The 22,492-nt window shown below is 36.9% G+C and carries 30 protein-coding genes; 6 read left to right on the top strand and 24 right to left on the bottom strand.

The window, feature by feature from the left end; all coding sequences use genetic code 11:
• Positions 1 to 189: 189 nt before the first annotated feature.
• From bshC to GH754_RS04025, 3 genes are all read right to left on the bottom strand, one after another.
• On the bottom strand, positions 190 to 1,815 hold the full coding sequence (gene bshC, locus GH754_RS04015; RefSeq protein ID WP_153727443.1) for a bacillithiol biosynthesis cysteine-adding enzyme BshC: 1,626 nt from the start codon (positions 1,813 to 1,815) through the stop codon (positions 190 to 192).
• Positions 1,816 to 1,895: 80 nt separating this feature from the next.
• Positions 1,896 to 2,279: a DUF3397 domain-containing protein gene (locus tag GH754_RS04020; RefSeq protein WP_153727444.1), complete on the bottom strand. Its 384-nt coding sequence runs from the start codon at positions 2,277 to 2,279 to the stop codon at positions 1,896 to 1,898.
• A complete protein-coding gene (locus GH754_RS04025) occupies positions 2,272 to 3,162 on the bottom strand; it encodes a 2-dehydropantoate 2-reductase (RefSeq protein WP_194841275.1) in 891 nt (296 codons plus the stop codon). Before GH754_RS04025 ends, GH754_RS04020 begins: the two co-directional genes overlap by 8 nt.
• A gap of 169 nt (positions 3,163 to 3,331) precedes the next feature.
• On the opposite strand from GH754_RS04025, the gene GH754_RS04030 reads away from it, so the two are divergent.
• Entirely contained in the window at positions 3,332 to 3,811 is a 480-nt protein-coding gene (locus GH754_RS04030) for an N-acetyltransferase (RefSeq protein WP_153727446.1), read from the top strand.
• 61 nt (positions 3,812 to 3,872) lie between these two features.
• On the opposite strand, the gene GH754_RS04035 is transcribed toward GH754_RS04030, so the two are convergent.
• From GH754_RS04035 to GH754_RS04050, 4 genes are read right to left on the bottom strand one after another with little or no spacing between them, the layout of a single operon-like run.
• Complete coding sequence (locus GH754_RS04035) at positions 3,873 to 4,367, bottom strand: RsfA family transcriptional regulator (protein ID WP_153727447.1); 495 nt, start codon at positions 4,365 to 4,367, stop codon at positions 3,873 to 3,875.
• Positions 4,368 to 4,422: 55 nt separating this feature from the next.
• Complete coding sequence (locus GH754_RS04040) at positions 4,423 to 5,193, bottom strand: enoyl-CoA hydratase/isomerase family protein (RefSeq protein WP_153727448.1); 771 nt, start codon at positions 5,191 to 5,193, stop codon at positions 4,423 to 4,425.
• 60 nt (positions 5,194 to 5,253) lie between these two features.
• On the bottom strand, positions 5,254 to 5,427 hold the full coding sequence (gene rpmF / locus GH754_RS04045; protein WP_153727449.1) for a 50S ribosomal protein L32: 174 nt from the start codon (positions 5,425 to 5,427) through the stop codon (positions 5,254 to 5,256).
• Positions 5,428 to 5,467: 40 nt separating this feature from the next.
• Positions 5,468 to 5,986 carry a YceD family protein gene (locus GH754_RS04050; protein ID WP_153727450.1) on the bottom strand — a complete coding sequence of 173 codons (519 nt, stop codon included), beginning with the start codon at positions 5,984 to 5,986 and terminating at the stop codon, positions 5,468 to 5,470.
• A gap of 222 nt (positions 5,987 to 6,208) precedes the next feature.
• Here GH754_RS04050 and GH754_RS04055 point away from each other — a divergent pair, with 222 nt between their 5' ends.
• Complete coding sequence (locus GH754_RS04055) at positions 6,209 to 7,423, top strand: nucleotidyltransferase (RefSeq protein WP_153727451.1); 1,215 nt, start codon at positions 6,209 to 6,211, stop codon at positions 7,421 to 7,423.
• A 47-nt stretch (positions 7,424 to 7,470) separates the two neighbouring features.
• Here GH754_RS04055 and GH754_RS04060 read toward each other — a convergent pair whose 3' ends face one another.
• Complete coding sequence (locus GH754_RS04060) at positions 7,471 to 8,493, bottom strand: SepM family pheromone-processing serine protease (protein ID WP_228550117.1); 1,023 nt, start codon at positions 8,491 to 8,493, stop codon at positions 7,471 to 7,473.
• A complete protein-coding gene (locus GH754_RS04065) occupies positions 8,490 to 9,281 on the bottom strand; it encodes a patatin-like phospholipase family protein (protein WP_153727452.1) in 792 nt (263 codons plus the stop codon). Before GH754_RS04065 ends, GH754_RS04060 begins: the two co-directional genes overlap by 4 nt.
• 162 nt (positions 9,282 to 9,443) lie before the next feature.
• On the opposite strand from GH754_RS04065, the gene ylbJ reads away from it, so the two are divergent.
• Positions 9,444 to 10,640 carry a sporulation integral membrane protein YlbJ gene (gene ylbJ / locus GH754_RS04070; RefSeq protein ID WP_153727453.1) on the top strand — a complete coding sequence of 399 codons (1,197 nt, stop codon included), beginning with the start codon at positions 9,444 to 9,446 and terminating at the stop codon, positions 10,638 to 10,640.
• Positions 10,641 to 10,732: 92 nt separating this feature from the next.
• On the opposite strand, the gene coaD is transcribed toward ylbJ, so the two are convergent.
• The 3 genes from coaD to GH754_RS04085 form a co-directional block, all read right to left on the bottom strand.
• Positions 10,733 to 11,212, bottom strand: coding sequence for a pantetheine-phosphate adenylyltransferase (coaD, locus tag GH754_RS04075; RefSeq protein WP_153727454.1), 480 nt, complete (start codon positions 11,210 to 11,212; stop codon positions 10,733 to 10,735).
• A 12-nt stretch (positions 11,213 to 11,224) separates the two neighbouring features.
• A complete protein-coding gene (gene rsmD, locus GH754_RS04080) occupies positions 11,225 to 11,779 on the bottom strand; it encodes a 16S rRNA (guanine(966)-N(2))-methyltransferase RsmD (RefSeq protein ID WP_153727455.1) in 555 nt (184 codons plus the stop codon).
• Between the two features lie 72 nt (positions 11,780 to 11,851).
• Entirely contained in the window at positions 11,852 to 12,013 is a 162-nt protein-coding gene (locus tag GH754_RS04085) for a hypothetical protein (protein WP_153727456.1), read from the bottom strand.
• 186 nt (positions 12,014 to 12,199) lie between these two features.
• Here GH754_RS04085 and GH754_RS04090 point away from each other — a divergent pair, with 186 nt between their 5' ends.
• Positions 12,200 to 12,577 carry a DUF7147 family protein gene (locus GH754_RS04090; RefSeq protein WP_153727457.1) on the top strand — a complete coding sequence of 126 codons (378 nt, stop codon included), beginning with the start codon at positions 12,200 to 12,202 and terminating at the stop codon, positions 12,575 to 12,577.
• Positions 12,578 to 12,635: 58 nt separating this feature from the next.
• Here the strand turns inward: GH754_RS04090 and GH754_RS04095 are convergent, their stop codons facing one another.
• The 6 genes from GH754_RS04095 to GH754_RS04120 all read right to left on the bottom strand — a co-directional run bounded on the left by GH754_RS04095 (position 12,636) and on the right by GH754_RS04120 (position 15,801).
• Positions 12,636 to 12,911, bottom strand: coding sequence for a YlbG family protein (locus GH754_RS04095; RefSeq protein WP_153727458.1), 276 nt, complete (start codon positions 12,909 to 12,911; stop codon positions 12,636 to 12,638).
• A gap of 48 nt (positions 12,912 to 12,959) precedes the next feature.
• Positions 12,960 to 13,397, bottom strand: coding sequence for a YlbF family regulator (locus GH754_RS04100; protein ID WP_153727459.1), 438 nt, complete (start codon positions 13,395 to 13,397; stop codon positions 12,960 to 12,962).
• A 52-nt stretch (positions 13,398 to 13,449) separates the two neighbouring features.
• On the bottom strand, positions 13,450 to 13,695 hold the full coding sequence (locus tag GH754_RS04105) for a YlbE-like family protein (protein ID WP_153727460.1): 246 nt from the start codon (positions 13,693 to 13,695) through the stop codon (positions 13,450 to 13,452).
• An 11-nt stretch (positions 13,696 to 13,706) separates the two neighbouring features.
• A complete protein-coding gene (ylbD, locus tag GH754_RS04110; protein WP_153727461.1) occupies positions 13,707 to 14,102 on the bottom strand; it encodes a spore coat protein YlbD in 396 nt (131 codons plus the stop codon).
• Between the two features lie 79 nt (positions 14,103 to 14,181).
• On the bottom strand, positions 14,182 to 15,237 hold the full coding sequence (locus GH754_RS04115) for a CAP domain-containing protein (protein WP_153727462.1): 1,056 nt from the start codon (positions 15,235 to 15,237) through the stop codon (positions 14,182 to 14,184).
• 129 nt (positions 15,238 to 15,366) lie between these two features.
• Positions 15,367 to 15,801, bottom strand: a complete 435-nt coding sequence (locus tag GH754_RS04120) for a CBS domain-containing protein (protein ID WP_153727463.1) — start codon at positions 15,799 to 15,801, stop codon at positions 15,367 to 15,369.
• A gap of 189 nt (positions 15,802 to 15,990) precedes the next feature.
• Between GH754_RS04120 and GH754_RS04125 the strand changes: the two genes are divergently transcribed.
• Positions 15,991 to 16,368 (top strand): YugN family protein, encoded by a 378-nt coding sequence (locus GH754_RS04125; RefSeq protein ID WP_153727464.1) that lies wholly within the window; start codon positions 15,991 to 15,993, stop codon positions 16,366 to 16,368.
• A gap of 134 nt (positions 16,369 to 16,502) precedes the next feature.
• Positions 16,503 to 17,561 (top strand): sporulation integral membrane protein YtvI, encoded by a 1,059-nt coding sequence (ytvI, locus tag GH754_RS04130; protein ID WP_153727465.1) that lies wholly within the window; start codon positions 16,503 to 16,505, stop codon positions 17,559 to 17,561.
• 30 nt (positions 17,562 to 17,591) lie between these two features.
• On the opposite strand, the gene GH754_RS04135 is transcribed toward ytvI, so the two are convergent.
• The 6 genes from GH754_RS04135 to ctaD form a co-directional block, all read right to left on the bottom strand.
• Positions 17,592 to 18,104 carry a GNAT family N-acetyltransferase gene (locus GH754_RS04135; RefSeq protein ID WP_153727466.1) on the bottom strand — a complete coding sequence of 171 codons (513 nt, stop codon included), beginning with the start codon at positions 18,102 to 18,104 and terminating at the stop codon, positions 17,592 to 17,594.
• A 24-nt stretch (positions 18,105 to 18,128) separates the two neighbouring features.
• Positions 18,129 to 18,584 carry a DUF420 domain-containing protein gene (locus GH754_RS04140; protein ID WP_153727467.1) on the bottom strand — a complete coding sequence of 152 codons (456 nt, stop codon included), beginning with the start codon at positions 18,582 to 18,584 and terminating at the stop codon, positions 18,129 to 18,131.
• 29 nt (positions 18,585 to 18,613) lie between these two features.
• Positions 18,614 to 19,507, bottom strand: coding sequence for a cytochrome c oxidase assembly factor CtaG (ctaG, locus tag GH754_RS04145; protein WP_153727468.1), 894 nt, complete (start codon positions 19,505 to 19,507; stop codon positions 18,614 to 18,616).
• A 166-nt stretch (positions 19,508 to 19,673) separates the two neighbouring features.
• Positions 19,674 to 19,997 carry a cytochrome c oxidase subunit IVB gene (gene ctaF, locus GH754_RS04150; RefSeq protein WP_153727469.1) on the bottom strand — a complete coding sequence of 108 codons (324 nt, stop codon included), beginning with the start codon at positions 19,995 to 19,997 and terminating at the stop codon, positions 19,674 to 19,676.
• A 3-nt stretch (positions 19,998 to 20,000) separates the two neighbouring features.
• Positions 20,001 to 20,633 carry a cytochrome (ubi)quinol oxidase subunit III gene (locus GH754_RS04155; RefSeq protein ID WP_153727470.1) on the bottom strand — a complete coding sequence of 211 codons (633 nt, stop codon included), beginning with the start codon at positions 20,631 to 20,633 and terminating at the stop codon, positions 20,001 to 20,003.
• Positions 20,630 to 22,492, bottom strand: coding sequence for a cytochrome c oxidase subunit I (gene ctaD / locus GH754_RS04160; protein WP_323741845.1), 1,863 nt, complete (start codon positions 22,490 to 22,492; stop codon positions 20,630 to 20,632). The genes GH754_RS04155 and ctaD overlap by 4 nt, the downstream gene beginning before the upstream one ends.

A 22,492-nucleotide genomic window follows, 5' to 3' on the forward strand; every position in this document is an offset into this window, starting at 1 on the left:
GATTAAAGCTGTTGCTAAACATTACGTGAAACCCTTTTATAACCGCATTTTTTCAAACTTCTAAAATAGTTATGCGCCCTGTCATTCCACTAAAAAACAAGAAAAAAGACCTACCTTATAAAAGGTAGATCTCCCCATAATTCATTATTGGTTTTTAATTATTTTGATTTGGTGGTGGATGGTGGGGGATTATAAATAAACAGCAAAGTGATCTTGGTTCCAACCTACTTTTTGATCAATTAGATTAGAAATCCAAGAATCCCCGTAATGGTTTAACCAATATAAAATACTCCAAGTACGCTCCTGTAGTCCACCTTCTGGATGTAGCATCATTTCGATATGTTCATACTTTTGTAAAGTCATCCAGTGTTTCTTTCTCACACTGTACTCCATCCGTTCACCTAAATAATCAATTTCGCGAAGTAAAAAGGCTAAGTTTTTTTCGGCTAACTGACCCACATCATCCTCTATTTCTTTCGCCAGTTGTCGGATTGGCTGATGTATTTTTTCAATAGATAGCTTTACTTGATCACTTAATTCTTCGATCGGTGGATTGGTTTGTCTTTTTAACCAACCACTGCGTTCAGCATCTATTCCTTCATTGATAACTCGACCAACATCAAGCGCCAGCTTTCTCATTTGTTTTTGACTCTTAGCATCTACGAGTGTGTAGGACAATCTTGGAATAACAGGTGGCATCTTCTGATCTAATGTTTCAAAGGCTGACTTTAATACAGACCAATAAGCAATCTCACCCGGTCCACCAATAAAAGCGAGTACAGGTAAAAGCAATTCCTGCATAATCGGACGGGTGACCACATTGTTACTTAATAACTGTGGGGATTCCTCTGCTATTTGGATTAATTCTTCCGCAGTAAATGAGCATTCATCATTTTTCCCTACCCACTTACCATTATCATTAACACTCAGCAGGACTCGCTCTCCATCTAAATGATAGAAAAGATGTCCATCCTCTACATCCGCGTCCAATGGAATATGATAACCGTTTACACTAGCCTCGTTTAGCTTTTCTGTAACTCCCTTGGCAAGACTTGTTTGTCTTCTAATCATGTTTACGAAATATGGGCTTTCAAGCTTGCGAATAGAAGCATCACCAGAATCCATTAATACAAGTCCTTCTGATTGAAGTAGATAAAAAGTTACCTTTGCAAAAAAGTCCACAAATGTTTCACTATTATCAATAATTGCTTTAAATTCGTTATGAAGGGTACGTGTATGTTCCGTTTCTGTCAGATTTATGAATAAGTTATCCAACCATTGATGTGTTTGGTTCTTATCTAATTTCATATGTGAAACGGATTTCTTACTTTCCTGTCTTTGCAACGTTTTAAATTTCTTCATGCGATGGGACTTTGGTAGAAAAACGTGATTAATTTCTTCATAATCATGGTCCTCACCCGCAATCCAAAACACCGGAATGACCGGGACCCCTAACTCCTTTTCCTGCTCTTTCGCTAAACGAATTACACTAATCATTTTATGTATAGAATATAAAGGCCCTGTTAATAGTCCTGCTTGCTGGCCTCCAACAACAACTACACTTTTTTCGTCCCCTAACCGCTCAATATTCTTAAAGGTATGTGCTGGGGCATTCCATTTTTGGTTACATGATTTCAAAACATCCTGCAATTCCTTTCGCTGATAAGAATTTGCGGATAAATCGTCCAACCTTTTCTGAAATACTCCCTCTTCAAACGGATTGTATTGAAAGAATTGTAGTGCTTCTTTTGCTTGGTTCCGATAATCCTTTACTATCTTCGGTTTCGAGAGTATCGAAATTGGTTTTACGTTCATACAATACCTTCTCCTTCTGTTGACCTATTTCCAATGCCTTTATTGTAACGAATCCTTATAATAGTTTCATCTCATACGATTTATCCTATGACAATTTCATGCCAAATCCCGAAAATAACAGTCAGGATATACAGTAGTGTGAACAATAGGAAAGAAAACCTCCAAAACCGCTTAAAGGCTTGCCTAAAAACAACTTCCTCTTGAAACTTCCATTGCAATATTATAAACAGCGCCATAAAAAGAATTAACAGTAAAAATATCATCCACCAAACAGAAAAAGATAAGGTTACTTCAAGCCCTACAGATACTGAAATAATTAAAAAAATCGTTGTTACATCTGCCGCAAGTCTGACTGCCTTTTTGTAATCCTTACTTACATAGCGAGTGAGAACATATATACATATAAAGGCTATTAACGGAACCGTAGAAAAAACTGCAATCATCATAGCAAAAAAATTAATCACTCTGGTTCCAACTCTCTATTGATAATGATTGAACTCCATGATAAATAAAGGAGTTATAGGGTAATTCTTGATCTGTTAATTGTAATAAATATCCTGTGATAGCCTCAACTTCTGTTTGTTGATTTTGTTTTACATCCTCTCGCATGGATGAAGAATTGCTTTCAGTTTTTTTAGCCACCTGTTTCACATATATCCAATGAGTTTCAAAATCCATGTCCAAGGCTAAACAAGCTTCATAACAAAGCTGTTTGGCGAGTGCTTTCAAATGAGCATTTTCCAATATCCTACCATTTCTTACATTAAACATAGCTGTTAATGGATTAATGACGGCATTGACAATTAATTTACGTTTCATAATATGTAATGTATTCTCTTCAAAAATAATAGGAAATCGTTCTTCATGTAATTGCAAGACTACTCTTTTGGCGAGGGCCTCATCATCTTTTCGTATAATCCCAACTCTTATTTCCCCGATTCCTGTATGTTCAACTGTATAATCATCCACTCTTTTAGCGCCATGATCTAGCACACCAACAAAAATCGGCTGTTCAAAATCGGCTATTACATCTACGTGTGACATGCCATTCTGTAAAAAAAGGATTGGCTTATCCCTAGGAATTTGATTGATCCAGCCTTCTACATTTTTCTGTAATACCGGTTGCTTCACACAAATGATATATAAATCCTGTAAACCTAATTCATTATGCATTTGACTATCCACTTTACTAGTCATTCCATTTGGCCTTAGATGAACACCATTATGTTGCAATTTTCTTTGCTGGGTCTTTCGTCTTACATACATCGTAATTTTATGATTAGACTTCGCAAGCGATGCAGCTAACAGAAGTCCTGTTGAACCCGCCCCTATGATACCAATATTCACCTTTCCCCACCATCCTAAATTGTTAACCATCACATAACCATACTAAACGATTGTGTAATATTTTAAAATAATTTATTTTTTGAACATTTACATTTTTAAACATTTTGTTTCTTTATGTTTTATATTATAATAAATTTGTAGGATTAAATAGGGGCAAGGGGGATTATTCATGGAAAACGTAAAAGTAGAACGACTGTTAATCAACTATAAAACGTTGGAAGAATTTAAGCTCTTTAAGGAGTATGGTATTCAGGAATTGTCCATGCTAGAAGATTTGCAAAGCAATATGATTGAAAACGATAGTGAATCCCCGTTTTATGGGATCTATTATGGAAATTCACTAGTAGCAAGAATGAGTTTATACACGATAAGCAAAAAGTATGATCAATATTTTGAGCCACCTCAAGATTATTTAGAGCTATGGAAATTAGAGGTTTTATATGATTATCGCGGAAAAGGATTAGGGAAGAAGCTCGTGGATTTCGCAAAGAGCTACAACCTACCAATCAAAACAAACCCTCGGATCAATTCTCATGGATTTTGGGAAAAAATGAATTTCCAGAAGGTTCATTATGATGTTGAGCGTGACTTAGGGGAAAATCCACTTATTTGGCTACCTGAAGGTGTTGAGGAACAGGATCGTAACTAATCACCAAAATGGAAACGCTTAAAATATATTATACCAATAGAAAAGCAAGGCTGGCATACAATCAGCCTTGCTTTTCTTTTTCATCCGTGTATACATCTTTCCATATGTCCTTTATCTCTTCTAATGCTCTTTCGTACTTCTCAATTTTTTTCTTTAGAACTTCGTTTTCTAATGAGATTTGTTGTATACGTTCATCAACTACATTACTAGAAGCAGAGCTGGTCTCATAGGTCTCCTTAATTCTTTTTAGTAGGTCAATTGCCTCATCAAACTCAAAAGGCTCCTTTGACTGTTTATTTTCTTCTTCTACGACCTTTGGTTTTTGCTTATCCTTATTTCTTCTTTCCTCTTTTGCGAGTTGGATGGCTTTGTCATATTGTTTTCTTACAGTTGCATTCCAGCGGAACCCACATGCAGCCGATGTTCTTGACAATTGTTTAGCTACTTCTTCAAAAGCTTCAAGCTGCGTTTTGCCTTCTCGAATATATCGAAGGACGGTTTCAGCTAAAAGAATATCCTCATCCTCTGTCCAGGCATCCTGTCTATTATGGACCATTCTATCCCTCCTATTTCTTTTACTATGAATCTATGCAAGAAACAGGAGTGATAGACTATTTATTTTTTCGTGTATTAAAAAAGGCCTTAACTGCTTTCTTATGCTCTTCTGATGGCCATAAACGAGCACATTGACGAACTTCTTGATTCATTTCCTCATACAAGTCTTGATAGGATGACTGGTGGACATGCTGTGATTTCAGAATTTCAAGCTGCTCGGGATGCTTTTGTATAAAGGGGGTTAGTAACTGTTCTACCTCTATCTCATCATGATAAATGGCTTGTGCCCAACCCCATTGTTGCAATGTTTCAACCTCAAATATGTCAGAGGTCACCAGCCAATAATAGGCAAGGCTATGCTCTATTTTTTTATGTAAAAGAACTCCCCCACCCCATCCAGGGATAATACCTAGCTTTCCTTGTACAAAACCATGTTTCGTTCCACTTTTAGCAAATCGAAAGTCACAGGCAGTGGCTAACTCACAACCTCCTCCCCTTGCATCTCCATTCAGAATACAAATGGTCGGGAGAGGAAAAGTAGCCAATTTAAATAAGACCTCCTTCATACGATTTAACACCTGATAGGATTCTTCTTCATCCATATCTCCATGAAAATCATATAAATCACCACCAGAACAAAAAGCTTTAAAACCTGTTCCAGTAATAACTAAAAACTTTAAGCCATTCTCTTGCTGGGCGAGATCTAATGCTTGATTCAGTTCTGATGCTAGCTCCAATGAAACAGCGTTGCGCTTCTGAGGTCTGTTTAAGGTGATTGTTATAAAGCCATGTTTTAAGTCATGATCCACTAAAATCGTTTTGTACATCAATATCCCCCCTATACGAAAAAAGAGTGCCCCTAATTGGAGACACCCTTGTTGTTAAGCTTATTTTTCAACTACTTCTTTCCCATCATAATGTCCGCATTCCTTACATACGTGGTGAGACTTTTTATATTCACCACAGTTAGGACATTCTACCATGCCAGGTACATGTAGTTTTTTATGAGTACGACGTTGATTTTTAACTTTTTTAGAAGTTCTTCTCTTTGGTACAGCCATGTATTACACCTCCTTAAAGACATGAAAGCAAAAAAGGTTATCAGTCTTCTTTATTTGGGTTTTGCTCAAAAAACTGATTTAACTTCGCAAGTCTAGGGTCTACTTTTTGCTTTTGTTCTGATTTTTCATTAACGATATGCCATCCCTTACCTTCCTCGATAGCACGTTCGTCTACATCTTCGGCAAAAACTTGCAAAGGTACTTCCAATAGAATATTTTCCTTAATGTACGGAGTTAAGTCAAGAAGTTCTCCATGAACTTCATGTATTTCCTCTTCACCCTCTTTATGATAAAGTGAAGTCGAAAACATTTCAATAGCCTTAACCGTAAAAGGATATTCTACATCTGCCAACGTTCTAGCACAAGGCAAAATCATCGTTCCAGTGACCGTAAATTGAACGGTAATTTGCTCACCACGAATCGTTGCTTCACCTTTTACCCGAACCGGAGATATTTTGCGAATATCATTGTTCATCTCTTCTAGCTCAGTAACATCTACTTCTTCATCAAAAGTATACGGCGACTGCTGTGTTTTAATTTTTTGAAGAGAAATTTTCATTCTGAATCACCTCAAGGCAACAAAAGTTATTTTAAAAGGAAAAGCTTGATTTGTCAATATTTTTTCTTAACAGCATAATCCTATCCAAGAAATATCAAGCTGTATACTCCCCCAAAATAACAGAAATTAGGTCTAAAATACAAATTAAGCCATTATTTCCTTGACTTACCGCTATTTATCCTGCTCAATAGAAGTAAGTAATTATAGAAGGAGATTTTTTTAATGAAGGCTTGTGGTTTAATTGTTGAGTATAATCCTTTTCATAATGGACATGTTTATCACCTACAATCTTCCAAGAAAAAAACAAACGCTGATGTATTAGTAGCAGTTATGAGTGGGGATTTTTTGCAACGGGGTGAGCCAGCTATCATTGATAAATGGCATCGTGCTGAGGCTGCCCTTCAATCAGGTGTAGATGTTGTACTTGAATTGCCCTATGTATATGCCGTTCAACACGCCGATTTGTTCGCAAAAGGTGCTGTTCTTACTTTAAATTCCTTAAATGTCGATTGTGTATGTTTTGGTAGTGAAAAAGGAAAGGTAAAGCCATTTATCGATGCGTATCACCATCTAAAGGGAAAGGAGTCCACCTTTAACGAAGAACTTCATCTTCACTTAAAAGCAGGTCTGTCGTTCCCTGAGGCCAGTAAAAAGGCTTATGAAGCTGTGCAATTAACAACAGATGGACTTGATCTATCCAAACCCAATAACATATTAGGTTTCAGCTATGTAAAAGCAATATATGAGGCTGGATCAATGATGAAGCCCGAAACCATACAAAGAACAAAGAGTGGGTATCATGACCCTGAAATAAAAGATACAATCGCGAGTGCAACAAGCATCCGCAATGAAATCAATACAAATATCAGGTTAAGCGACAAGGTTATTAACGCTATTCCAAAGGTGACATCTGACGCTCTTAATAACTATAAAAACAAGTCTGGTTTGTTCCACCAGTGGGAACACTATTTCTCTTTTGTCCAGCACACTGTATTGACGAAGCGAATAGATGAATTGCAGCAGATTCAAGGAGTAGAAGAAGGGCTGGAATTTCGTCTGAAAAAGACCGCTAAAAAAGCCAAATCCTTTTATCATTGGATGGAACTATTGAAGACGAAAAGATATACGTGGACTAGATTACAACGGATGTTTGTTCATATTTTAACTAACACAACAAAGCATGAACTTCAAGCCATCCATACCTTGCAAACACTGCCCTATGTACGTTTATTAGGATTTTCCAGTAGGGGACGAGAATATATTAACAGGCAAAAAAAACAACTAGAAACCCCTCTTATTTCTCAAATTCAAAGCCTGCAGCATCCATTTCTGGACATAGAGGAACGTGCAAGTGACACATACTACCTAGCAATTCCCCATCATAAACGGTCAGAAATAGCAAAACAAGAAATAGGTCCACCAATTTTAGTTAACTAATAAAGACGCAGGGGGTAACCACCTATCCCCTGCGTCTTTATTGAACGTCACCCTTTAGGTTCAAGACTTTTTAAATAATCCACTGCTTCAGAAAATGTATCAACCGGTATAATATCCATGTCAGTTTCGATCCTCTCTGCTGTTTCCGCTGCAATTTTATAATCTGAATTCTCCGCTCCTTGTTCATTCGGCGCAAAGAAGAGATCACATCCATCTTCATCCGAAGCCACTACTTTTTGATCAATTCCGCCAATCCTTCCTACTTTACCTTCTTCACTAATTGTACCTGTTCCACACACTTGGTATCCCTTCGTATAATCTTCCTCGGTTAGTTGATCATAAATTTCTAGGCTAAACATAAGCCCAGCACTAGGGCCCCCAATATCTTCACTATTAATTTTCACTTCAGGGTTTGTTACAATATTTCGTTTCGTAACAAGGCCAACACCCATACCAATTTTTTCAGGATCATCTGGGAATGGCGCAAGCTCTACATTTTTTGTAACCTCTTCCCCATTACGCATTATCTCTACTTCAATCGTATCCCCCGCATTCTTTTGCTCTACATATTGTATCGAGTCCTCTGTACGCTCTACAGGGTGTCCATCTAAGGAAAGAATTTGGTCACCTGCTTGAAATACTTCACTTGCAGGCATTTTGTCTTCCACATATGTAACATAGACACCATCAAATTCATAGGAGACATCAAGACCTGCCTCCTGAAAAGCGACCGCAATCGCTTGGTCTTGAGAGGAATCCATATACTGTAATTGAATATGATTGTATTCTTCATCACTCAGCCCTTGACGAATCTTCTCTATAGGATAGATTTTGTGATATGGCTGTATTTTCGACCATAAATAATAAATTGGTGTTGCCTGACCTCCACGAACGGTTACTAGGTGCATGTCTCCTTCACTGTTTGATGCTTGATCTACTTCTATCATCGGGTCTAAAGCAGATGCATTGCCTGGTTCATAGATATAATATGGAAGTCGATACATCGTTAAAAAAAGGATAATGACTAGTGTAATCGCTACTCCCACCAATTGCATTGTTCTATTTTTCATTTTAGATTGTTCCCCTTCCACTGTTTTAGCTTCAATTTTATATCCTGCATTTGTTTTAACGTTTCTTTTTCCCCTTCATCGATTACTTCATTAATATTTGTAAAGGCTCTGGAGCTAAATCGCGAAACATTCGGTCTCAGCAGGATATCTGCATCTGTTACTCTATTTTTTACAATCTCATCTTGCATTATATCAAAGCTTTGCATGATGACATCATAAATCGAGCTAACTTCAGTATCTGGTTTATAATGAGCACAATCCACCGCAATGACAAAATCAGCTCCCTGCTCACGAACTGAGGATACAGGGACACGGTCTAAAACGCCCCCATCAATCAGCATACGTCCATTCCACTCTGCGGGTACAAATATACCCGGTATGGAGATGCTTGCACGTACAGCATCTGCGGCATCCCCCTCTTTTATAATGACCTTCTCACCAGTTTTCAGGTCAGTAGCTATAATAGTAACTGGTATGTTGAAATCTTCAAGTCTTTTCCCATATGTAAAGATTCTAACATATTCTTTAATGCGTTCACCTTGGATAAAACCCATTTTAGGAACGGTAACATCTAAAAAATATTTTCGCTTGAAATGTTTAGATAATTGATAAAGATGGTCAATTGACTGACCAGCACCATATAAAGCCCCTAGTAATGCCCCCATACTACTTCCAGAAATATAGTCTATAGGAATATTATTTTCCTCTAACTTTTTAATCACACCGAGATGTGAAAAGCCTCTTGCACCTCCTGAACCAAGAGCAAGTCCTATTTTTGGCCTCGTCATACCAACCACTCTCTCTGTTTTTTTAACATATTATGCATAAGAACTACAATCATGCGCGTATATTGTATAGAAGTGTGCTTGTACGAGGCGATATGAAACCACTCTTGTTTTCCTTTGACCATTCGTCAGAATATCCATTACCCACGCAGGAGGACTAGTTAGATGAATGAAAAATTGAAATCTATTTTATTTGCATCAGGAGCTCTTTTTTTAGGTTTTGCGATTATCCAAAGTCCTGACCAGTCTTTAGAAGCTTCCTTAAGAGGGCTTAGTTTATGGTGGGAGATTGTATTTCCTTCCTTACTGCCTTTTTTCATCACCTCGGAATTATTAATCGCTTTTGGCGTGGTTCGCTTTTTTGGTGTTTTATGTGAACCCTTTATGAGACCATTGTTTAATGTTCCGGGTGCCGGCAGCTTTGTTTGGGCTATGGGGATGGCTAGTGGTTATCCATCAGGTGCAAAACTTACAGCACGACTACGACAAGAAAGGCAAATTTCAAAAATAGAAGCAGAACGTCTTGTTTCATTTACGAATGCTTCGAATCCATTGTTTATCATTGCTGCCATTTCGGTCGGATTTTTCCACGATGAGCAGCTTGGGATCCTACTTGCTGTATGTCATTATTTAGGCAATTTCTTTGTTGGGATTTGCATGCGTTTTTACGGAAAACGAGAGTTTCATCAGCCTAAAAAATCTCGTTTTTCGATTAAAAGAGCCTTTTACGAGCTGCATGCGACTCGATTACGAAATAATAAGCCCTTTGGCAAAATCTTAGGTGATTCTGTTATCAATTCCCTGCAAACCCTATTGATGATTGGTGGATTTATCATTATTTTTTCCGTTATTAATAAATTATTGTTTATTGCGGATATTACGCCATTTATAGCAAATATATTTAACTTTATATTTTCCATCTTTGGATTACCAGATAGCTTATCCATCCCATTTATTGCGGGACTTTTTGAAATTACACTAGGAGCACAAATGACAGCCCAAACCACTACACCATTGCTACAACAAATCATTATTGTATGCTTTATTTTAGGCTTTAATGGTCTATCAGTACAAGCCCAGGTTGCTAGTATTTTAGCTGAGACTGACATCCGTTTTTTTCCTTATTTTATTGGTCGACTATTACACGGGGCTTTTGCTAGTATTTTGGCCATTATTTTATTTAAGCCCCTATACTCTGACATAAAGCCGGATAAAATGGGTGACGTTCCGGTAGTGGACTATGTTCATCCGACTTCCATATGGAGTGAAGCCCTTGTATTTTTTCAGCAATACGGACCGATGTTTACCTTATTTTCCTTATTAATCGGTGTACTCATTATAATGAAGAGATTATCTAAATAATTATGAATAGAAGGAGCTCACTTTGGCAAAAGTGAGCTCTTTCTATTGATGTATTTTCACGAATTCTTTGCAATAAGATTTAAAGAGTAGCCTTACTTAAGCTTTTCTTTCAACCCCTTGGCAACAACTTCGGGGACAAATTCACTAATGTCCCCATTAAATTTCGCTACTTCTTTCACTAGACTAGAACTAAGTGGTGCATATTCATCCTTAGTGATTAGAAAAATGGTATCTATTTCTTCATTAAGCTTACGATTCATCGAAGCCTGTGGAACTTCATATTCAAAATCACTAACCGAGCGCAGTCCTCTAACAATAGCACAGGCGTTTTTTTCCTTGGCATAGTCTACAAGTAGTCCTGAGGAAGCATCTACCTCAACATTGTCTAATGATGCTGTGGCCTCTTCTAACATATTGATTTTTTCCTCTAACGAAAATAAAGGTGACTTGGCTTGATTATGTAATACCGCTACAACTACGTGATCAAACATTTTAGTAGCTCGGTCAATTAAATCTAGGTGGCCATTTGTTACAGGATCAAAACTACCTGGGAAAACAACGGTTTTTGACATCTTTATTCCTCCTTAAATGACTCGGTACAAACTAAGTGCTATCGTACTTCCGTATTCAACTTTTTTCATCTGCTCTAGTTGTTCGAAATCCTGAGGTAATGAATCATTAGTAGAATGCTCACAAACCAATATACTGCCTTCCTGAACTAGATTTAAGTTCACAATGGATTCAAACAAGGATTGGAAGGAAACACGCTCATAAGGTGGATCTAAGAAAATCCAATCAAATACGAAACCTCTCTTCGCTGCTGCTTTTAAAGCACGAAAGGCATCTGTTTTATATACCTCTGTTTGATCCTTAATATTCAATGTTTGAATGTTTTGGTTAATGGCTTGTATTGCACGAGGATGCTTGTCCACAAAAAGTACTTTATCAGCTCCTCTACTAATTGCCTCTATGCCTAATCCTCCACTACCGGCAAACAAATCTAAACCTAACCCTCCATCAAAATAAGGGCCAATCACTTGGAAAATGGCTTCTTTAACCTTATCTGTTGTCGGTCTTGTTTGCTTGCCAGGCATAGGCTTTAGAGGATGTCCTTTATATTTTCCTGATACAACACGCATTTGATGTTCACTCCATGTTCTATTCGTGTAATTCTTTATCCTTGGTATTTCACGATTTGATGTTAATTACTGTTATCCTACCATAAAAATGGAATTTGCCACCACTTCTAACGATAAAAAACCATCAAAAATTTTTCCTGTAAAAATGAATAAGATAGCCAATGAATGGTCAAAATGTAAGATGAGAACGAAATAAAATTCGTTCTGAAACGGAGAAGGCTTACGTTTCCCCATAAGTTCTTCCTCCGGTTTCTCCTCTCCCTTTTTTGTCTCTTTGTTAATGATAACAAAGAGAGCCTGCAGATTTTTTCTGCAGGCGTTTTTTTTGGACTAAACAATTAACTTATTTGCTTGTTTCTTTTTTTTGAGCATGCTAGACTTTACACTTGAATACATACCAATCCACTCGAGGTGAACGCAATGATCCAACGATTTATATATTTGGGAGAAGGTTATTCTGATTTTTATGAGCTGCTTACTTTAGGTAGTGAGATGTCACATCGGGTAGAACACCTCATTGCCTTTCATACTAATGAGAAAGAAAATAGTAAAACATCGGTTGCGATTGTAATGAAACCGACAACTACAGGTGATTTCCAGCCGATTTATATGTGCAAAGAAGGATTTACTCAAACAAGCAAACGATTTGACTTATTTAAAGGGCTAGCTGAAGAGCTTGATAAGAAAGTCATAGAGATTACGGTACAGCCTTCCACACATTTCGGTGAGCAGGAGTTATACTTTCAACATTTAATTGGGATATTAAGAACGAATCATTTTATATCACCGCTAAAATAAATAAAAAAACCTTGCCTAATGGCAAGGTTTTTTTTACAACCGTAGTTATTGCGATTTCTTAAAGACCATAGTTATAATCGTAATCTTTCGTTTGATTCGTTTTCACCTTTTCGAATTCCGTCTTAATAAATGGTTTATAGGAAGGCTCAACTTTAAATACAAACGGAAGCTTATGAATCGTCTCCATGGTATCTTCAAGATCGTCTTGATTGACATAAAGTAATACATACTTTTGCTTTTTTGAAACTGTGATGATATGTCCATATTTACGTAACTTTCTTGCACTCTTCATATTTTTAATCCACACAAAGAGTCCTTGTCTTTTTATTCGCATACCTATTCCCCATTTACTTTTCTTCTAGTCTAGCAGAAATAATCGGGTTTATGAAGCACAACCACAGCTGCCTCCACTGCCACATCCACAGCCTTTATCCTTGAATACAGCACCGTCTCTAGGTACTTTAATGGATGGGCTAACCTCTTCTGCTAATATAGCACTCACATCGTCTAGAAGGGCCTGCAATTCAGTTTCAGCACGCTTATAGGTAGAAACAGCTTCGTGCATATCCATTTCTCGCTTCACCGTTCTGACTTCTTTCGTGATTTTACTATAATCTGGATGATAACGGCCAAAGCGCTGTACTTCCTCATACTGGTCTTTCAATTTTATAAAATTTGAAATGAGCTTTTGTGCTTCCTCATTTTGCTCTAATCTATGTTTTGCTTCTTCATATGTTTTCATTGTTTCAGACTGTAAAATCATCTGTCCGATTCCCTCTGCACGATCAAGTACATCTACAATTTCCATTGTGGCGAGCATTGTATCCACCTCCACTTATTATCATAACAAATGAAGGGACATTTGGAAATCATTATTCATAGGATTGGTCATTTAAGATATCACTCATAGAGAGTAGCATTGATAAAAGACTTAGACTTTCATTTAACTTTCCAACCTTTTGCGTTAACGTTTTTCCATAAAACGCCTTGGAGGTTTTTTCTAACAGTACGATTTGTTCGGGGTTACGTGATAGTATACGATACCAGGACGGATTCATACGAACAAAATGTAAGAGGTCAGGGCGGTTACGTAGGTAATTGTATACACTAGGCTGCATCCGATCCCTCCTTAATCCTTTCCAAATTTAAATGGATTCGGTCTTTGCTGCTGGTGATTCATCGGCATGCGATGATGTGGTTTTTGATGTTGAAATTGCTGGATAACTGATTGTACATTTGATATGACTCCATTCAGTTGATGCATTTGCTCTTGTAGCTTATTTAGATCCACATTATTCATCATATTAGATAATTTTTGGAACAATTCCTGGTTGTCTCGATCTGTTTCCTTCCTGTCATCATAATCTCGAAATGATTCCCAGTAAGGATCATCTTCACCGTACAAAATCCACTTTTCATAATAAGGCTGCCAGCTCTCCTTATTGTTACGGACATGATCGATTAGTTTTGGATGCTTTTCAACAAATGACCTAAACTTCGCTACTTTTGGGTGTAGACTTGACATGATTTCACCTCACCTGTACACAATTTACTACCCATATTTTATGTAAATCATAGGCGCTTTGTGCTCAGGTTATGCAAAATCATTGTAATTTCTGCACAAAGTTTTGTGTGTAATAATCACGATAAACACCAGAACCAAGGTGAGTAAAATCAGCATTTAGTAATGCTCTACGGTGCCCTTCACTATTTAACCACCCCTCAACAGCTGAAGCTGCATCAGGATATTGGGCAGCAATATTTTCACCAGCTGATAAGTATTTAACATTATTCTTAGTTAGCCTTTCCTTTAATCCATCTCCATCTGGGTCGTAGTGAGAGAAATAATTATTTATTACCATATCCTTACTGTGCGAAAACGCCACCTCTGCTACAGACTCATCCCACTGAAAGGGGTCTAGTAAAAACCTCTGACGTATCTGATTGCTTATGGCAAGGATTTGCTTTTCACGACCAGCCTGAATTTTCTCCCACTCTCCATTTGTAGGAGACGCCTCAGGAATACGACCATAATATTTTAGAGAGAATGGCTTCATATGTAAAAGAGTTTCACTATCCATTAAGCGAAGCGATGACAATTCATTGGTAAAAGTATCAAAATAAAACTGTGCAAAATAATCATTCTTAAATTTGACTAATGGTTTTTGAGTCAATTCCTCATCATCAAGTTCAAAATGATAGGAGCCTTGTTCTGTTTCGAATTCTATTTTTTCGTTAAACGGAAAATATTCCTCAACGTGACTATATTTGTCACCAATATTGACAGGACTCATAGGTAAGTCTGTTCCCGTTGCAAATACAGTAACTGACTTTTGATCCTTCATGCCGACTTGAATGTATTGACCAGAGATTCCTTCATATACCCACCATTCGTACCCAAATGATGTAGGGTCCTTACGATCTGGTTCTCCTAGTATATCGAGAACATCATCCTTTGTTGCTGAGAATAACTGAAATAAATCCCCTTCGAAAATGCGTGCAGGTAAAGTCTTCTTTTCGTCTATATTTGTTTCAAAATATGGTAGTTCAGTTTGTTCAAATAGCATATTGGTTGTCATACTGTTAAAGGGCAGCGGTTTATCCTCTATAAACAAATAAATTATAGCTACAGTGATAACAAATCCGAGTATTTTTTTCATATATCCTTCTCCTCTATTTCCCTTTATAGTCACATTTTATTTAAATTATACATAACTAGAACGAGCAAGTATGAGGGAGTTTAATAGCTCGAAAAAAAAACCGCCTACATAGGCGGTTTTCTAAATAAATTAATGTAGTTCATTATGTTGATGTTCAGAAATTTGACCAAGTGCATGTCCCGCTGCTTGATCTGATTTTTGATCAAGCGAAAGGTCACCAAGAGAAACAATCCCAACAAGTTTTCCATTCTCAGCAACCGGTAATCTTCTAATTTGTTTGTCTGCCATAATTTGACTTGCTTCTTGTATATCCGTATCAGGGGAAACTGATACCATATCATTACTCATAACCTCTTGAATTTTAGCTGAATCTGATTTTTTGCTCGCATAACCTCGAATGACAAGGTCACGGTCTGTAACAATACCCATTAAATTCTTTTGACCATCTACAACTGGAATTGCACCCACATCTAAATTTTTCATTTTTACAGCTGCCTCATGAACGGAATCGTCTGCTGAGCATGTTTCAACGTTGGTTGTCATAATATCACGCATGGACTTCATTTCATTATACCTCCTAATAGTTATTCTTCACATGAAAGGAATACCCTTTCACCTTTTATTTATTGTGTCCATTTTGTTACATATATTTCTCTTTTATGGGGATTTCTATAGAAAGAATTGATTATTATTGAATTTCATACTATTATGGTTTTAGATTGTTAATGAGAAAATATATGTGAGGTGGAATACATGAGATTAGAAGGACATGGAATTGAGGATGCAGTTGTTGAGCTTCGTCCACTAGATCATCTTATGGAAAATGCAGGCATGATACGTGCTTCTGGCTGGGATTATGAAAGAGTTACATATGATTATAAAATGGATACTCCTGTAAAAAACGAAACGTTTTACTTACGTATACAAGGCTATGCAGTAGAAGGAGACGTGGATAAGGGGAATGCAGTTATAAAGCTACTCACTCCTCTTTTAGGTAAGCATTACTATCCTCATGGTGTGGAATATGGAGATGGTGAAGACTTTCCTCAAAATATTGTAGAGAAATCAAATCAAATTTTGAAAAAAGTTAAAGAACAAATTGATCAGTTCAAAGTACAAGAAAATGCTTAATTATGTTCATAAAGAAAAGGCTATTGAATTGTAAATCATTCAATAGCCTTTTTTACATGTTTTTCATGTTCAAAGTGGGCGGTATATGCTATATTTGAATTAGAGTAATACTCGAAAGGAGATACATAATTAAATTGTTCAGTAAATTGACGAAACGCCAATGGACTTTAATCTTTTTAACAATCCTATTTCTACTTATCTTTTTCTTTATTTTACCTGTCGCTTTACCACTCATACTCGCCATCTTAACTGCATTATTTTTAAATCCAGTTGTACGTTTTGTGCGCTTTCGATTTCGTTTTAACCGAAAAATAAGTGTTATTGCAGTATTTATTGTATTTTTGCTTGTTATAAGTACAATTGGAACTTATGTCACAACAAAATCAGTTGCCCAACTCGTAAAATTAGCAGAGAACGCTCCTGATTATATAAATAATATTACATTATTAATAAATGACTTAGAATCGGATATGAATACATTCACTCAAGGCATGCCATCAGACTTCGTTGAAGAGGTTTCCGCAACCATTCAATCAAATCTCGGTGGGTTTAGAGAGCAAATTTCCAAAACGGTTACCATTGAAAACATAGCAGGAATAGTAGCCAAGGTCCCTGAGTTTCTAGTTAGCTTTATTGTATACCTTATTGCACTTTGTTTATTTATGCTTGAACTCCCAAGACTGAAACAGAAGGCATATGACCTCATGACAGAAACAACTGCTGAAAAAGTCAGTTTTATGAACGCTCGCTTTGCATATGTTATCATTGGCTTTTTTAAAGCACAGTTTCTTGTCAGTATTATCATCTTTTTTGTTAGCTTGATTGGGCTATGGTATATTGCACCAGAAGTGGCTATAATCATGTCTATTATCATCTGGATCATAGACTTTATCCCTATCATTGGATCTATTGCTATTTTAGGGCCGTGGTCAGTTTATATGTTTTTAGCAGGTGATGTTGCTATGGGAGCTAAACTTGGTATATTAGCGATAATACTCCTTGCTATTAGACGTACAGTTGAACCAAAAGTGATGGGCCGTCATATTGGACTTTCTCCTTTAGTCACTTTGATTGCCATGTACTTAGGGCTTAAACTGCTTGGAATATTGGGCTTTATCATCGGTCCTTTAATTGTAATAGCCTATAACTCAGCAAAAGAAGCAGGGATCATTAAATGGAAACTTAAAATATGATTCTTATGCTAAAAGACCAGTATACAAGTGTTATTGTATACTGGTCTTTCTTTTCGCAAAAATCAATATATCCTTTTGTTCTTTAACACATTCAAAACCTGATTTAGTTAAAACTTGAAGCGAACCAGTATTAGTCCGTGAACACTCGGCTCTCACAACGTTCACTTTTGGACATTCTAATACCCAGTCACAAAGCATTTGAACTGCTTTTGTTGCGTATCCTAGTCTTCTATATTCTGGGTAGATGTAATAGCCTATCTCTACCTCCCTATTGCCGACTGAAGACAGCTGTATTGAAATATCCCCTATAATCCGTTTTGTATGATTCTGAATAATAAGCCATGGCCCAAACCCTAAAAAACGTTGATCTTCACTTAACATTTCACTATAAATAGGTAGGAGAGCTTTAACATGATCCTTAGGCCAATCATCATCTACAAGAAATTGGTGTCTTTGCAACAAAAAGGACGGGTTCTGTTGTAGTGCTTGTACATCCTGTAGATCCAACGCCAGAATCGAAAGCTGATTCTTTGTCAGTCTCAACTACATCCCTCCAGAGCACTCATATCAAAAGCCGAAAATAGCCTTTAGCATACTAGTGGTTTCTCCTCCGTCATACAATACATAAAGAAAGAAATAAACCATAACTCCTGTAATTGCAGATCCAAACCAGATGATACTCGTAATAGGTCCAATTTTTCGGTGCTTTTTAATGTTTCGTTTAAATGCCAAGTATAAAGTTACAAGGCCGAAGATAGCTCCAGTTGTTGCCAAGGTTATATGAAAAATTAAGAAAATCGTATAGTAAATTTTAAGTTCATCAGGACCACCAAATGATGTATTTCCTAAAAATATCGTTCTAGACATATATATAATAAAGAAAAGTAAAGCTGATATAGCTGCAGCAATCATTACCTTTCGATGAGCAGCACGTTTATTAGTTGCAATCAGTCTCCAGCCAATGGCAACTAAAATTGCCGAAAGAACAATAAAGGCAGTGCTTAAAGTCGGTAATAAATTCATAATACGGCCTCCTAGTGTAAAACAAAAAATTACGTTTGATTCGGTAATGGATCAATTCCTCTATTCTCACTGTTGTACCACTTAAAGAATGTTGTTGTTAACACAGCTCCATAAATTATTTCCTGTAAAACCTTCATTATAATCCCACCTGCTTGTTGATCATGCAGGACGCTAACTTTGGTGATTAACTCTGGTCCACCCAGTGACAAGCCTCCAAGAACATCTGCAGGCACGCATAAGCTTAATGCTGTGCTCCATGCTTGAACATCTGAATAGGTATCATAAATAGGAAAGCTTGAGAATATAATTAACGCACAAGCTGGCGTGATAAGTATTCCATTCCCAAAGATATATAAAACTTTATAAAGTGGTTTCATAATCTGTTGATCCTTGATTGGTGTCATCAGAGGCCACCACATGCAAAATGCACAGAATAACAGGATTAATGAAATACTAGAGTGAGCTAGTTGATGTGATTTGGAAAAGTCCAGAATCGCTGGAATATGATAAATCGAAAACAAGAAGTTAAATAAAAAGATAGCAATTAATGGCTTTGTTAATGTATTTAATACATGCTTGATACCACTAGTTTTAAATATTTTTTTCCAAATCCAAGTTGGAATTCCCTTAATAAATAAAATGGGGAATGCTAAATAATAGAAAGCCATTTGAATCATGTGTGCCATCAATGATATATGTGAAAGTAAATCCACAGGGGAGCCTTTCACTATATACAACAGTAATAGCGAACTAGAAAACATAACTTTTTGCTGAACAGAAGCTTCCTCTTCATTTTTGCCGCCAAACTTATGTTTTAGAGGGCCTGTTACTAAGTAATAAGCAATACCAATGGCAATGATAAACAAAAGAAAGTATGGGCTCCATAACGCTCGAAACCCGAAAATTTGTAATTTAGACCACATTTATTGTCACTCCGTTTTATTAAAATCTTCTTCCTATACTACATTATAACTGATTTGTGTTTCCGAATAGAAATAAATGGCCCTATCGTCAAACAAATGTCACAAATTCCAAGGATGTTCTAATTTAATTTAAAAAAGACCGAGGCTCATGCCTCGATCTTTTTTATTAAATCCAAGTGATGGTTGTCAAAGCTAATATTGTTAATACAGCCGCGAATATACCTGAGTATATCATGATAGCTGGCATCTCATGCCCTTTTTGATTCATGTGCATGAAATAATAAAGTTGAAAAAGTACTTGAACTCCAGCTAATACTAGGATGACAGGCACTACAAATAGTTTACTGAAAGGGCCTGCAACTAGACCAAATGCTATGATTGTAAAAGCAATCATCATAGCAAATGTAATCACTTGGTATTTCATTTCTTCTTTATGTTTTTGCTTATAGAATTGATCTTGATATTGATTGGAATTGGTGTCCTTTGCCATTTATTACCCCACCTTTCCCATTAGGTAAACAACTGTGAAAATAAATACCCAGACAACATCAATGAAGTGCCAATATAAACTTGCTATATAAAACTTAGGTGCATTATATAGATTCAAGCCTCTCTTAGCATTTCTAAACATAAGAGCTAAAATCCAACAGAGACCAAAGGCAACGTGGGCACCGTGGAATCCAACAAGCGCATAGAATGCTGAACCAAATGCATGAGAAGTAAATGTATGACCATACTCATGTACGTAATGATTAAACTCATATACTTCAAGACCAAGGAATGATGCACCAAGAATAACGGTAATGGCTAACCAAACCATCATTTTCTTAAAATCATGATTCTTCATATGGTACATAGCATAGACACTTGTCAATGAACTCGTTAAAAGAATTACTGTCATAATGAACACCAATTCTAAGCCAAATAACTCTTGAGTTGGTGTGCCTTCCGCATTACCAAAAGAATTTCGTAATGCTAAATAGGTTCCAAATAAACTTGCGAATAGTACCGTTTCACCACCGAGGAAGAACCAAAAACCTAAAAACTTATTTTTGCCTTCAAGGGTCGCTTTTTCGGGTTCGTGTGGCAAATTTTCTGAGCTTAATACATCTTCGTGTGTACTCATTCTACCCCAGCCCCCTCTTTTTCAAGATCTTCTTTATGAATGTGATGACCTGTGTCATCCTTTAGAGAACGAATTAACATGCTACCAAATGTAATGATAAGACCGATAGCAATTAATACATAGCCAAAGCTTGTATCTGGTCTGTAAATAAAACCAAAACCTGCAATGAACAATCCTAAAGAAATCATAAATGGTAAAAAGGAATTGTTCGGCATGTGAATATCATTCACAGGTTCGGCTGGGATAACTTTACCATTACCTTGTGTTTTCTCAATCCATACAGGGTCAAGTCCGCGAACCAATGGTAATTGTTTAAAGTTATAATGTGGCGTTGGGTTTGGAATACTCCACTCCAAAGTTCTACCATCCCAAGGGTCTTGTGAACACATTTCCCCTTTAACGGTAGTTTTAATAACATTGTATAGTAAAATAATAGTTCCAACGGCCATTAATAATGCTCCAATTGTACTGATAAAGTTACCTGTTTCAAGGTCTTGGCCAGGTAGAAACTTCCAGTAACGACGTGGCATACCAATTAATCCTAAGAAATGCTGGATAAAGAAAGTTAAATGGAAACCGATAAAGAATGTCCAAAATGTCCACTTACCTAGTTTTTCATCTAAAACTTTTCCAAACATAATTGGCCACCAGTAATGGGTAGCGGCAATTAAACCGAATACTACCCCACCAACAATAACATAGTGGAAATGGGCCACGACAAAGTAAGTATCATGGTATTGGAAGTCAGCTGCAGCTACAGCAACCATAACACCAGTCATACCACCGATTGTAAATGTAGGAATAAACCCAGCTGCCCATAGCATAGGAGTAGTCATCCTTATATTTCCGCCCCACATCGTTAATAACCAGTTAAAGATCTTAATACCAGTAGGGACAGCGATAGCCATGGTTGCAATGGCGAAAATGGAGTTTGCAATTGGTCCCATACCAACTGTAAACATATGGTGAGCCCAAACCATAAATCCTAAGAATGCAATTAGCACGGTCGCAAATACCATGGATGAATATCCAAATAGTCTTTTCTTAGAAAAGGTTGAGATAATTTCACTAAAGATACCAAACGCTGGTAATACCAGAATGTATACTTCCGGGTGTCCAAATATCCAGAATATGTGCTCCCAAATAATTTCATTTCCACCCATATCTGGAACAAAGAAATTGGCTCCAAATAAACGGTCAAATGTCATTAAGAATAAACCAATAGTTAATGCTGGGAATGCAAATAAAATTAAAATACTAGCCACAAATGCAGTCCATGTAAAAAGAGGCATACGCATATATGTCATTCCCGGAGCACGCATATTAACGATGGTTACGATAAAGTTAATACCACCCATTAACGTACCAAAACCTGATATCTGCAAACCTACAGCATAAAAGTCAACGCCATGAGTAGGCGACCAAATTGATAAAGGTGCATAACCAGTCCATCCAGCGTCAGGTGCACCACCTAAAAACCATGAACAGTTAAGTAAAACACCACCAAATAAAAACAACCAAAAACCCAATGAGTTTAAAAATGGAAACGCAACATCACGTGCACCAATTTGCAGCGGAACTACCGCATTCATAAACGCAAATATCAAAGGCATTGCAGCCAAGAAAATCATAGTTGTTCCGTGCATGGTCATAACTTCATTATAAAATTGTGCTCCAATAAGTTCATTATCAGGCACCATAAGTTGTAAACGAATAAGCATTGCTTCGAGACCGCCAAGAAGGAAAAAGAACGCCCCCCCAAGTAAATATAGGATCGCAATCTTCTTGTGGTCCACAGTGGTTAAATAATCCCAAAGGGTTGCACCGAAGCCACGCTTTTCTAATGTAGCTGTACTCAC

Source organism: Salinibacillus xinjiangensis, from assembly GCF_009649735.1.
Lineage (GTDB): Bacteria > Bacillota > Bacilli > Bacillales > Alkalibacillaceae > Salinibacillus > Salinibacillus xinjiangensis.

Bases quoted from the DNA above. Each gene is read 5' to 3' on its own strand.
- bshC (WP_153727443.1), bottom strand. From the start codon at position 1,815: ATGAACGTAAAACCAATTTCGATACTCTCGAAACCGAAGATAGTAAAG.
- GH754_RS04030 (WP_153727446.1), top strand. From the start codon at position 3,332: ATGGAAAACGTAAAAGTAGAACGACTGTTAATCAACTATAAAACGTTG.
- GH754_RS04035 (WP_153727447.1), bottom strand. From the start codon at position 4,367: ATGGTCCATAATAGACAGGATGCCTGGACAGAGGATGAGGATATTCTT.
- GH754_RS04040 (WP_153727448.1), bottom strand. From the start codon at position 5,193: ATGTACAAAACGATTTTAGTGGATCATGACTTAAAACATGGCTTTATA.
- rpmF (WP_153727449.1), bottom strand. From the start codon at position 5,427: ATGGCTGTACCAAAGAGAAGAACTTCTAAAAAAGTTAAAAATCAACGT.
- GH754_RS04050 (WP_153727450.1), bottom strand. From the start codon at position 5,986: ATGAAAATTTCTCTTCAAAAAATTAAAACACAGCAGTCGCCGTATACT.
- GH754_RS04055 (WP_153727451.1), top strand. From the start codon at position 6,209: ATGAAGGCTTGTGGTTTAATTGTTGAGTATAATCCTTTTCATAATGGA.
- GH754_RS04060 (WP_228550117.1), bottom strand. From the start codon at position 8,493: ATGAAAAATAGAACAATGCAATTGGTGGGAGTAGCGATTACACTAGTC.
- GH754_RS04065 (WP_153727452.1), bottom strand. From the start codon at position 9,281: ATGACGAGGCCAAAAATAGGACTTGCTCTTGGTTCAGGAGGTGCAAGA.
- ylbJ (WP_153727453.1), top strand. From the start codon at position 9,444: ATGAATGAAAAATTGAAATCTATTTTATTTGCATCAGGAGCTCTTTTT.
- coaD (WP_153727454.1), bottom strand. From the start codon at position 11,212: ATGTCAAAAACCGTTGTTTTCCCAGGTAGTTTTGATCCTGTAACAAAT.
- rsmD (WP_153727455.1), bottom strand. From the start codon at position 11,779: ATGCGTGTTGTATCAGGAAAATATAAAGGACATCCTCTAAAGCCTATG.
- GH754_RS04085 (WP_153727456.1), bottom strand. From the start codon at position 12,013: ATGGGGAAACGTAAGCCTTCTCCGTTTCAGAACGAATTTTATTTCGTT.
- GH754_RS04090 (WP_153727457.1), top strand. From the start codon at position 12,200: ATGATCCAACGATTTATATATTTGGGAGAAGGTTATTCTGATTTTTAT.
- GH754_RS04095 (WP_153727458.1), bottom strand. From the start codon at position 12,911: ATGCGAATAAAAAGACAAGGACTCTTTGTGTGGATTAAAAATATGAAG.
- GH754_RS04100 (WP_153727459.1), bottom strand. From the start codon at position 13,397: ATGCTCGCCACAATGGAAATTGTAGATGTACTTGATCGTGCAGAGGGA.
- GH754_RS04105 (WP_153727460.1), bottom strand. From the start codon at position 13,695: ATGCAGCCTAGTGTATACAATTACCTACGTAACCGCCCTGACCTCTTA.
- ylbD (WP_153727461.1), bottom strand. From the start codon at position 14,102: ATGTCAAGTCTACACCCAAAAGTAGCGAAGTTTAGGTCATTTGTTGAA.
- GH754_RS04115 (WP_153727462.1), bottom strand. From the start codon at position 15,237: ATGAAAAAAATACTCGGATTTGTTATCACTGTAGCTATAATTTATTTG.
- GH754_RS04120 (WP_153727463.1), bottom strand. From the start codon at position 15,801: ATGAAGTCCATGCGTGATATTATGACAACCAACGTTGAAACATGCTCA.
- GH754_RS04125 (WP_153727464.1), top strand. From the start codon at position 15,991: ATGAGATTAGAAGGACATGGAATTGAGGATGCAGTTGTTGAGCTTCGT.
- GH754_RS04140 (WP_153727467.1), bottom strand. From the start codon at position 18,584: ATGAATTTATTACCGACTTTAAGCACTGCCTTTATTGTTCTTTCGGCA.
- ctaG (WP_153727468.1), bottom strand. From the start codon at position 19,507: ATGTGGTCTAAATTACAAATTTTCGGGTTTCGAGCGTTATGGAGCCCA.
- ctaF (WP_153727469.1), bottom strand. From the start codon at position 19,997: ATGGCAAAGGACACCAATTCCAATCAATATCAAGATCAATTCTATAAG.
- GH754_RS04155 (WP_153727470.1), bottom strand. From the start codon at position 20,633: ATGAGTACACACGAAGATGTATTAAGCTCAGAAAATTTGCCACACGAA.